The organism is Rufibacter radiotolerans (genome assembly GCF_001078055.1).
Classification (GTDB): Bacteria; Bacteroidota; Bacteroidia; order Cytophagales; family Hymenobacteraceae; genus Nibribacter; species Nibribacter radiotolerans.
The window spans coordinates 2,592,971-2,604,103 of sequence record NZ_CP010777.1; the positions used below are offsets into that span (position 1 = coordinate 2,592,971).

Genomic DNA, 11,133 nt, shown 5'->3' on the forward strand with positions numbered 1-11,133 from the left:
CTTTAAAAGGTCCCTTGGTTTCCTTCTCTCTTGCTATAAATAAAAGAAAGCCTTCCTGTTTTGGGGCCATTTTTCTAAAAACGGCCCCAAAACAGGAAGGCTTTCTTTTTCTATTCTCTAAAAGCGCACAAATGGCTTCCAGCTTTTAGTCAGATTACTTCTTTTTTGTCAATTATGGCAGGGTGTTGTTTTAAGCGTGTTTTCGCTAAAACTGCCTTTAAACTGCAAACCCCAACCCATTGAAGAGCTAGGCTCCTCAATGGGTTGGGGTTTGCAGTTTAAAGGCTTTTCTTACCATGAGGCAGCCAAAAGGCAGATGATGTTGCGACCTAAGTCTATACCTAATTCGTTTTCAACCTCTAGCCAGGTGCTTTTTTTTAGAATAGCTCGTTTACCACAGGCCGTTCAAATTGCTGGGGAGAAGTCTCTGGCTTGGGCAGCCCGAAGTAGAAGTACAAGGTGCGTTTAATGGGGCCTGTTACTTTGTTCATCTCTCCGGCTGGTCCAAGATTTCGAGTGTTGGCACTGATGTTCAGGGCCAGTTTGGTGCCCAACGGCGGGATGTTGTCCAGGAAGGACAGGTTACCGATGGGAAGCTCTGGGTGCGGTTTGATACCAGACAGACCGTAGAAGTCAAAGCGGCGCACAAACAAGCCTTCCTGCGGCGTGGCCACAATGAATTTACCTTCCACGGTGTTAAACTCCATCCAGGTAACGTCTGCAAAATACCCTTTGAACTCTGGGTACTGCCAGGGGGCGCTGCCGGTCTGAACGTCATTGTAGTAATTCTCCCACACGTTGTATTCCACCCCTTGCGGACGGTTTTTCCAGACCCGGTAGGGGCCTTTGCCCAACCACTTGGCGCCAATGATAAAGTTCTCTGGGTAGGTAAAGGTGATGCCCGTAAACGGATAATCTCCAGCCAGGCTGTACTCATAATCCAGACTAACCCAACCGCTGCCGTGCATCTTCCATTTGGCGTATTTCATATCACCACTGTAGTTCACTTCCACCACGTGCCCGTCGCCGTCTGCGTAGTGCTTCACGCTGGCTACTTTCGCGTTACCGGCCACCATGAAGGGCCCATCGCCAAAATTCAGGTTCTTAGAGGTGCTGTTCAATACCTCAGTCAAGGTGCCTTTTTTCTTGTTCAGCTTCACTGAAACCTCCCCACCTTTTAGCATGATGGTAGAATCCGTTTCGGTTACCTCCACTTTCCAGTCAGACTGGTTGTTTCTCTTTTGGCTGGTGGTGTCTGCTTTGCTCTTGGCCTGCGCCTGCTCTTTGGTTAACAGCACCAGGCCGTCCAGCATTTGACCGTGGGTTTTGATGTTCCAGGTCCAGGTGTAGAGCTGGTCTTTGTTTGGGTCATAGGCCGTGAGCGAGAGCACGTCATAGTTTTTCCAGTCAGCGGGGAGGTTCAGCTTCAGGTTCCCTTTGGCGGTAGGAGCGATAGATGGGCCGGCCCCGGTTCCTTTTTTGCGGACCATGGAGCCGGTGAAGCTGTCGCCGGGCTTGCGGTAATCGGCTAGTTCCCACTGGAAGGTGCATTGGTTGAGATTGGTAAAATGGAACCGGTTCTCTACCGGAATGGTACCCTCAAAGGAGGCCGGCAGTTTATCCATTTTGATGTGCACCGGCGAGTAAATTTCCTTGATGGCAAAGAAGCTTCCCTCCTTCTCGCGGTGCGGGCCCATTAAGCCGTCTGGGGCGTTCACCCGGTTCACGTCAATGGTGTTGTTGAGGTCGGTGCGCACAATGCCTTCATCGGTTAGGTCCCAGAGGAAGCCGCCGGCCCCAAGTTTACTGTTCCAGTGAAGTTCCCAAAAGTCCGCCAGAGAGGTTCCGCCGCCGCCGTCATCCTGGGCGTGCAGAAACTCGGTGGGCATATAGATGTTGGGGCCCTCTAATATCTTTTTGGTGCTGTAGTAATCTTCATAGTGGTTACAGTCTATGCCGTTAAACGCGTTGCCCGGACGGTGATGCGCATGGATTACGGGCCGTTTAGACAGGTCATATTGGCCATAGTCATCGTCCAGTTCCTTGTTGTGGCCACCTTCGTTGCCGTTGCTCCAGATGATGATAGACGGGTGGTTGGCATCTCTGATAACCATTTCTTTGACCAACTTTGAGCCGGCCTTAGTGCTGTAGGCTTTCTGCCAGCCAGCCAGTTCATCCAGCACGTAAAGACCCAATGAGTCACAGAGTTGCAGGAAGCTTTTGTCTGGCGGATAATGCGAGCACCGTACCGCGTTCATGTTCATCTCCTTCATCAGTTTCACGTCCATGAGGTCAATGTCGCGATTCACCGTACGGCCGGTCTCGGGCCAGAACACGTGGCGGTTTACGCCTTTCATCTTGATCTTGGTGCCGTTCAGGTAAATACCGTCGCCTTCGCGCACCTCAATGGTCCTAAACCCGAATTTCTCAGAAGTCTGGTACAGGTTTTTCCTGCCAGATCTAATGTAGGTGTTCACAGTGTAGAGCGCGGGGGTCTCGGCGGTCCACTGCCGCGGGCTGGCCACGTTGGTTTTGATGCTCACCATCGTATCTTTAGCGATAGTCGCCTTGCCGGTGCCTACCACTTTGCCTGCGGCGTCTACAATTTCTGCCACTACCTCATTTCCCGCCTGGGGGTTCACCAAATGCACGTTCATGGAGAAAGCGCCGTCGGCCTTGGCGTCAATGGCGGTGTAGGCCACGTGCTGGGTTGGGAACGCCTCTAAGTAGACCGGCCGGAAAATACCCCCGAAAATCCAGTAATCGGCTAACCGCTCCGCATTGTTCACAGACGCATCTGCCGACATTTTGCTAACCGTTACCTCCAGCAGGTTTTCCTTCCCGTACTCTACCTTGTCCTTGACATTGTACTTAAACTGATAGAAGGCGCCCTGGTGCACAGGTCCGGCAGACTTACCGTTGATCTTAACCTCGGTATCGGTCATGGCCCCTTCAAAAACGATGTAAATGTCTTTGCCTTTCCAGCCTTTGGGCACCTGGAACTTGTGCTTGTAGAGGCCTTTCTCATCCGCGAAGCGGAAGTTCTTGCCGTAGGTCACATAGTCGCGGCCGTAGTTGTAGGTTCCAAAGCCCTGTTGCTCCCAGTGCGAAGGCACCTGAATGGTGGTCCATTTCCCGCTTTGCCGTCCGCCGGTCACCATAAAGTCCCAGGCCACGGTGTTTTTATTATCAGTACCAGACAGGTATTTCACCTCCCGCTTGGCCGGCGACTTGGAGAAGGCTTCTGCTGCCAGAAGCAGCAACACAAAGAGGAACGATAGCTTTTTTGTGAACATGCGTTTGTAACTTGGGGTAAGCATTTGGTGTCAGCCTAAAAGTAATTTACAACTCTGGCAAAGGTATCCTGTTCTATCCGGCTCCCTGGTTTAAATTTTGGGACATTTATTTTAGAAATACTGCGAAACTTCTAATGCATAGAAAAGGGGAAACCGGATATTGCTCCGGTTTCCCCTTCTTCATACCGTCACGTTAATCTTTATAATCCAGATTTAGTGTGATGGACGTTCGTCTGAATCCAATTTCCTGCTTTTACCATTCAGGCTCCAATAGAAGACGTTTATTCTTTGATCACCAGTTTATCCAGGGAGACAAAATAGCCCGTGCTACCATAGTTGGATTTCCGTTTATCTGACCAATTGCCGCGTTCGCCCATCACCGTTACGGTTAAGGTATAAGTTTCCTTAGGGAGCACCGGGCTTTGGAACCTGAGCCCGGGGGAAGGATATTTACTGTACATATCCACGATGGAAGCCAGGATGGTTTTCCCTTTGCGGTCACGCACCATTACCCGGGCATAGCCGCCGTCTGGGCGCGAAAGGCCGTAAAAGCTTATCTGGGAGCCTTTAAAGGTTGCGGTAAAAGAGGCGTCTTTTACATCAGAGCTACTCTCGGTTAAGGTTTCAGAAGTCGATTGCTGCCATTTTCCGGTGTAGGTAATTCTTTGCTCGTCTGTGTTCTCTATGGTCTTTACTTTGTTCACCAAAGGTGAAGCGACGCCCGTTGAAAGATTGATTTGCCAGGCTTCTTGGTACTTAGGAATGGACAGGGAAAAGCCCGAAACAGTGAACGGTTGCCACACATAGGTAGCCGCCGAGGCCTGCTTGGGGAAAGACCACCGGTCACCCATGAACAGGAAGGTGGTCTCTTTGGAACCTGTGGTAGGCAGCACAAAAGAGGTTTGGGAGTTCCAGGTAAGGGTACCCTCTGGGGCAAAAAGCCCACGTTTGGTCCAGGGCCCTTTCAACGAAGTAGAGGTGTAGTAATCGTTGTCGTTGCGTTCCCAGCTGGTGAGATGCGAGCCCAGGAAGTAATAGATGCTGTCCTTCCTAAACAGGGCCGGCGACTCAAACCCAGACCCGAAGGCATTGTTCACGAGTTCGCTGATACTTTTGAAATCATCGCTTAGCTTATAGATAAACCCGCCGTGACTCAGGACATACCCAGAACCGTCCTGGTCCTGGAAAGTACCCATATCCCATCGTTTAATCGGTTTCCCGTTAAACAGCAAGGGGCCCTTAAAGGTGTAAGGTCCGGCAACGGTCTTGGCCGTGGCATAGCCAATGAATTGGTCTTTGTACCCGAGCGTATCTACGTGCATGAACATGACATATTCCCCGGTTTTGGGGCTTTTCATCACCTTGGGCCGTTCCCCTACTCGGTTGGGTCCTAGTTTGCCGCTTTTCTGGACCGGCAGCGCCACGCTTTCAAACTTCCAGTTATAGAGGTCTGCAGAAGAATAGCAGTTGAAACCCGCGAACGCGTTGCTGGTGTCAGTATGCGCTTCGCCAAACAGGTAAAACCGGCCTTTGTCTTTGATAATATTGGCACCGTGCGCACTAACCACCTTTCCCCGGTCATCAAACCAGGGGACTCCTGAATAGACAGCGCTATAGGTTCCAAGTTTTTGCCCCATTGCTGCCCGTTGGAAAATGACCAATAGAATTAGTACCAACAGTACCGGAGAGATTTTTCTAATCATCTTAATTAGTTGCTTTGGGCCGGCAAAGCCACAGTGGATTTTACAGAAGCACTATAAGGTGTAATGGTTACAGGCCCTAACAAACCAGACGGCATGGGTTTCCAAACAGAAGCATCAAAAGGCTTGTAGTTGATATTCACGAAGTTAATCTCGTGGTAATTGCGCCACTGAATCTTATTCTGGTCCATGTACCTTATGCGGTTGGCCATCAGGTTGGCCACCTCTATTTTCATCGTGTTTTTGCCTGGCTTCAGGTATTGGCCCACGCGCGCCTGGAAAGGGATGCTGTTAAGGTAACCTACCTCCTGGCCGTTGATCCATACCTTTGCGGTTTCGCTCACTTTTCCCAAATCCAGCACATATTCCTCGGCCTTTTTGGAGGGCATGGTAAAGGTGATGGTGTATTCCCCGGTGCCCGAGAAGGCTTCTGCTTTCTTGTCGGCCAGTTCGGTCCAGGATTTCAGTTGGGTCAGTTTCTGGGCAGGAGGCAATTCAGGGCCGCCTTGGGTAAAGCGTAAATCCCAGGTCCCTTTTACTTCTTGGGGAGTGCCGGCATTATCCAGGTACTGCCAGGCCATTGCATCCTTAGGCTGGGCGGTGGTGGCCCGCAGGATCAATGCCTCCCCGGGTTTCATTTGTACCCGTACCTCTGTTTTCCCGTTGGCCACCGAGGAAGTCACCTGGCCGGCAGCACCACTTTGCGGGTCCAGCATGACCACGGACTGGGCATTCAGGTTCAAAGGAATGGTAGTATCTATGGCTTTGGCGGTATGGTTCACCAGGTAGTAGTACTTCCCATCTGGCAGGGCCCGGCGAATGAATTTCAAACCGGTATCGGTGAGGGCTTCCCGTTGAATGCTTTTGGAGGCCAGGGCCTTTTGGAGGTCTTTGGAAAGAAGGATCTCCCCTTTCTCGGTCTTCATTTGTTTGATTCCGTTGCCGGCATCTGTGAAGGAAAGCGACTGGATCAGTTGTTTTAGCTTTTGTCTTCTTCCTTCCAAATCCTGTAGGCCGGGCACGTCGGTGGGTAATTCCTCTATGATCACGGTGGCGCCTTTCTGGGCCAGTTGTAACGCCCTTTCAAAGGTTTCCAGTGCCATATACTTGCTCTGGGGCAGCACTAGCACTTTATGTGTGGGGGCAGCGGCAGCCGTCACAATCTGCTGGTCTTTCACGCTGGCTTCCCGCAGCATTTTATCAGAAACGAAGTCAAGCGAGTAGCCGGCCTCCATCAGTTGCTTAGATTGCTTGTAGAATTGTGTAGGGTGCAACCAATGATCCACTTCATGCACGCCAATCATCATTTCCATTTTCTCTGGTTTGCCCCATACCTCATGGATAGGCCAGTACACCAATATTTCATTGTCTGCTTTGCCAGACTGCAGCACAGATTGCACCCGGGTTATGTATTGGTTAAACCCGTTGAACTGGGGCCAAAGGCTATTGGCAGGCGTCATGTTCAAAGAGGCGTAAAAAAGCCATCCCGGCCATGCTACTTCTTCTGGTGAGTACGTGACCCCATGGTAAAACACGTGGTTTACCCCAGAAAGGAACACCTGCTCCACCTCTGGCTTCATCTGCGAAAAAGAGGTTTTAAAATGCTCTCCCAACCACGTAAAGGTCTCGCTGGACACCAGATTCTTACCGGCCACATGCGCCGCCGAAGACGCGAACTTCAACATGATTGGGTCTGGGTCCACGTTGCGTACGTCGGCACTGTCACGGCGCAAACCGGGAATAGGGAAATAGCTGGATCCAAAGGTCTCGCACTCAGGTATGTCCACGGCAGCGTAAAGGTCCAGCAGATTGCCCGGGGAGCCGTGCGACTGGTTTTTGGTGAGGCTTTTGTTTTTATGCGCCCAGTCATTCCAGGGGAGGTAGAAATTATCATAGAGCATCTCGCCCATGGTCTCGCGGTAATCAGATTTCAAGCGAGTGATGTGCTCAGATGTCTCCTTGCTCACCAGTTCTCGAAGGTACGGACGCAGGTCATAACCTCTCCGCCTCTGGAACTCCTCTAAAAAACCATCCGACCAATCTGCGTTGTAGACTTCATAGCTGTCATTGTAAAAGGCCCGCACGCCATGATTGCTGCCGTTAAAAGCCTGGCTGAACCGCTGCAGGTAGGCTTGGGTGGCGTCCTTGGAAAGGTGGTTTAAAGTATAGCCTACTCCGCCCGGGGCAGCCCTTTTCACCATCTGGCGGGTCCTTCCGTTGAAGGCGGCATAAATCTCCCAGGTACCGGCAGGCGCTTTCCAAATAAGTTTTCCCTCGGGGTTCACTTTATCGGTTAGGTTTAGGATTGCTCCTTTGTCACTGTAAGCCATCACCGCCTGCAGCACCACGCCCATGTCCCGTTGCTTGGGGTCAGTTACCTCCAGCGTTTCCTTTAGGGTCTGGCCCCCTTTTAGGGCATATTTTTGCAAAATCAGCCTGGAAGCAGCGTGCTCCGGAGTAACCTGCGGCCCCCCAAATGGCCACCCGGTTCCTTGGGTCATGTCTACGCCCATGTTCAGGCTGTTCGCTTTCTTTACCGTGAAATCCAGCATGCCCATCCATTGCGGAGACAGGAATTCAAGATACTTGCTCTCATGGCCTTTGGCCCCGTAAATGGGCGCAATCTCTACCCCGCCAATACCTGCTTGAGAATACTCAGTGAGCAACCGGTCAATGTTTTTTTCATCCACGGCATTTCCCATCCACCACCAGCGGGTCCAGGGGCGGTTTTCCTTTTTCACTTCCGGCCATAGGGCCTCTTGGGTTTGCTTGGCAGCAATAGCGGCGGCCCCCATAGTGGATACCTGAGGCTGCCGACAATGAAGTAAAAGGCTGCAGCAAAAGGCAAGGGAAGCGATGAGTTTATATTTATGGGTCATGCGTGGGAATGTAAGAGATAAAGCAACCGAAGGCCAATATCAGGCCTAAGCACTTTAGTTTGAACTTGCTCTAAAGCTATACAATCTGGGTTGTTCCATTATCCTGCTGTAACCTGCATTTTAAATACCGTCCATTTGTGTGCGGTTCATCCCTTTTCTCTTCCATCAAATGACCTAACAAGGTAATCCTTGCTTTTTGCAAGGACTGCTGTCTAACGGAGCCATTTACCATAAAAAAAGCGCACCCTACGGTGCGCTTTTTTTATGTATTTTATCCTTCTTTACAAAAGGTGTAATTCATTTATAGAGAGCTCCTCCTGATCAAAGTAAACGGGTTATGGATTTTCTCCCGGAGCTTATGCTTTACCATATAGCCCGCCGTTTCACCCATTAACTCATGGTCTGTGGACACCACAGTAATCCCGTCATCCAAAATCCGCTTTAATGGGGTATCATTGTAAGAGATCAGGCCAACGTCGGTACCCAGCACCAGGTTGCGGGCGCGCGTTTCTGTGATAAGGTTTGCCAAGTCAGACTCCTCCAAGACCAGGTAGGCGGTACCTGGGGAAACCGGTTCGTCCTCAATGAAATCTTTTACTTCATGGGCCATAGATACCTCTCTGCAGAATTGCCGGAAACCTTTCACAATCTCCATAGGATAGGAAATTTCCCGGGGGTACACCAACACAAATTTGCGGTATTTACTTAACAGGTCCAGGCCAGAGTGTAAGGCCACGCGAATGTCCCGTTCAAAGTCCTGGTAAACGGCGGCGCAATTTCCTTTGTAGTCTTTGGTGTCTTTATCTAACAAAACTAAGCTTTCTTCCGGAATCTGCTTCATGGCCAGCGTGAATGCCTCCATGTTAGAAGAAATATGGGGCATGATCACAAAGTAATCATACTTGTCCAGATTTTCCTGGATCAGGCTAGCGCATATATTGCCGTCATAATGATGGATATGCAGGTCAACGATGGCGTCATCGCCAACGGCTTTCAGGAAGGAATAGTAAATGGCTTTTTTATAGGCGCTGAGCTTATTGAACAGTAACAGCACGCGGGTTTTATTGCCGGAGAAGCTTTTGCTTATGTAGCAGCCTTTCCCTTTCACGGAGCTGATCACCCCTTTTTGGCGAAGCACCTTGTACGCTTTCTCTATGGTGTCCCGGGAAAGGTAGTACATCTCACTGGTCTCGTTGATAGAAGGGACACGCTCTCCCAGCTTTAATTTTCCGGATTCTATGTCTTTGATCACTGCATTTACCACCTGTAAGTATTTAGGGGTGGCAGATGTGGCGTCAATTTTATCCAGCAGTTCCATGAGGTAAGTTAAATAAATAAGTAAAAGGCAGACTTTATAAAGACGACTTCCACAGCCTGGCAAGAGTTAGGTATGTAATGTTATCTTTTACCTATACTCTTGGCCCTTATGGCAAAACGGTCATCTATGCTACTAGTAAAGAGTGCTTAAGGATTATTCAATTAATTGGCTTTCAATTGAAATTTAAGAAATTCTTCCCCATTTAACCTCCTTTTTATAAAAGTTTTACAATTAAATTCTTTAAAATGGATGTGACTCCATCTTAAAAACAGGCTCTATTAGCTCAGATTCAATAATTATTGTCTGTTTTACATTAAAATTTTTTTTCCCAGGAGGAATCACTAAAAAAGCCTCCTTCAACTGATTTCCGGACAGGGAACCCTCGTGCAGCCACCGCTTCCCATTCTGACCCCGGCCTTTTGCAGGATTATTCTTTGTCCTATTTTTATATGCCAGGTAGTTACCGAAAAGTCTACCTACAATTTCCCTCTCTATTTAGAAGGCGATATTTTTTGTGTCTAGGCAAGACAACTATAATGTCTTGGTTTAAAGGTGACTTTTCGTTTTGAGCCTGTTTTAGCCAAAACGGCTCCAAAACGTACCGGCGTCACTTGTAACGGCCGTAGCCCTTACGTAGAGGACTCCTTTCTGATTTACATACCCCCTAAAAACAAAGGCCTGTTTGGTGTACATCACCACACAGGCCTTTGTAAAATGTATCTTCTTTTTTTACCTCACCTCCGCCAGCAACTGGCAGCATTGGTTGGCAATTTCCAGTTCCTCATTGGTAGGGATCACCAGCACTTTGGCAGGAGATTCTGGCGTATTGATCTCCCGGAGGCTTCCGTTTCTTACGGCATTTCTGGTTTGGTCCAGGTGAACCCCCAGGTACTCCATGTTCTGGCATACCAGCTCGCGGGTAAGGGCGTCATTCTCACCCACGCCAGCGGTAAAGACCAGGGCGTCTACCCCGTTTAAGGCTGCGGCATAGGAGCCAATGTATTTCTGGATGCGGTAGGCATACATCTCGTAGGCCAGGATAGCATCCGGGTCACCCGCCGCGCGGGCTTTTTGCACCTCGCGCATGTCGCTGGAACCGGTTAGGCCCAGCATGCCGCTTTTCTTGTTCAGTAGGTTATCTATCTGCTCCATAGGCATACCCAATTTAGAAGCCAGGTAAAATACCACTGAGGCGTCAATGGCCCCGGACCGGGTACCCATGATCAAGCCATCTAACGGGGTAAAGCCCATGCTGGTGTCAATGCACTTCCCTGCTTTGACCGCGGCCATGCTGCAGCCGTTGCCCAGGTGAATGGTAATGACTTTGGCCTCGGGGTTGTCCAGGTATTCACCGACTTTGGCTGCCACGTACTTGTGGCTGGTTCCGTGAAATCCGTACACCCTCACCCCGTCCTGGGTATAGAAACTGGCCGGAATTGCGTACCGGTACGCTTTCTCGGGCATGGTCTGGTGGAAGGCAGTGTCAAACACCGCTACCTGGGTAGCTTTATGGAAGAGGTTCTCAGCTACCTCAATGCCCTGGAAGTTGCCGGGGTTATGCAAAGGCGCCAGGTGGAACAGCATCTTGATCTGCTCCTTCACGGCTGGGGTAATGACTGTGGTATCTGAGAAGCGCTCGCCGCCGTGCACCACCCGGTGGCCCACGACGTCAATCTCGCCAGGGTCCTGGATCACGCCGGTGCCGGCTTCTGTGAGCAGTTTCACCACTTCCTGCAGCGCCGCCTGGTGGTCTGGCAAGTCCAGTTCTTCGCGCACGGTTTTCTCCTGGCCTCCGGTGAACACCTTGTGGTTGATGATAGAGCCTGATAAGCCAATCCGTTCAATCAAGCCCACGCAAATAGGCTGCTCGGCAGGCATTTTAAACAGCTGGTACTTTAAAGAACTGCTTCCGGCGTTGATAACAAATATATTCATGGGTG

5 protein-coding genes are annotated in these 11,133 nt (G+C 50.3%); all 5 read right to left on the reverse strand.

The window, feature by feature from the left end; genetic code table 11:
* Nucleotides 1–377 precede the first annotated feature (377 nt).
* Nucleotides 378–3,296: a glycoside hydrolase family 2 protein gene (locus TH63_RS10775; RefSeq protein ID WP_048922757.1), complete on the reverse strand. Its 2,919-nt coding sequence runs from the start codon at nucleotides 3,294–3,296 to the stop codon at nucleotides 378–380.
* A gap of 281 nt (nucleotides 3,297–3,577) precedes the next feature.
* A complete protein-coding gene (locus tag TH63_RS10780; RefSeq protein ID WP_048920948.1) occupies nucleotides 3,578–4,933 on the reverse strand; it encodes a family 43 glycosylhydrolase in 1,356 nt (451 codons plus the stop codon).
* A 71-nt stretch (nucleotides 4,934–5,004) separates the two neighbouring features.
* Nucleotides 5,005–7,875: a glycosyl hydrolase gene (locus TH63_RS10785; RefSeq protein ID WP_197088544.1), complete on the reverse strand. Its 2,871-nt coding sequence runs from the start codon at nucleotides 7,873–7,875 to the stop codon at nucleotides 5,005–5,007.
* A gap of 301 nt (nucleotides 7,876–8,176) precedes the next feature.
* Nucleotides 8,177–9,193, reverse strand: a complete 1,017-nt coding sequence (locus TH63_RS10790) for a GntR family transcriptional regulator (protein WP_048920950.1) — start codon at nucleotides 9,191–9,193, stop codon at nucleotides 8,177–8,179.
* Nucleotides 9,194–9,922: 729 nt separating this feature from the next.
* Complete coding sequence (locus TH63_RS10795) at nucleotides 9,923–11,128, reverse strand: acetate/propionate family kinase (protein ID WP_048920951.1); 1,206 nt, start codon at nucleotides 11,126–11,128, stop codon at nucleotides 9,923–9,925.
* Nucleotides 11,129–11,133 lie beyond the last annotated feature (5 nt).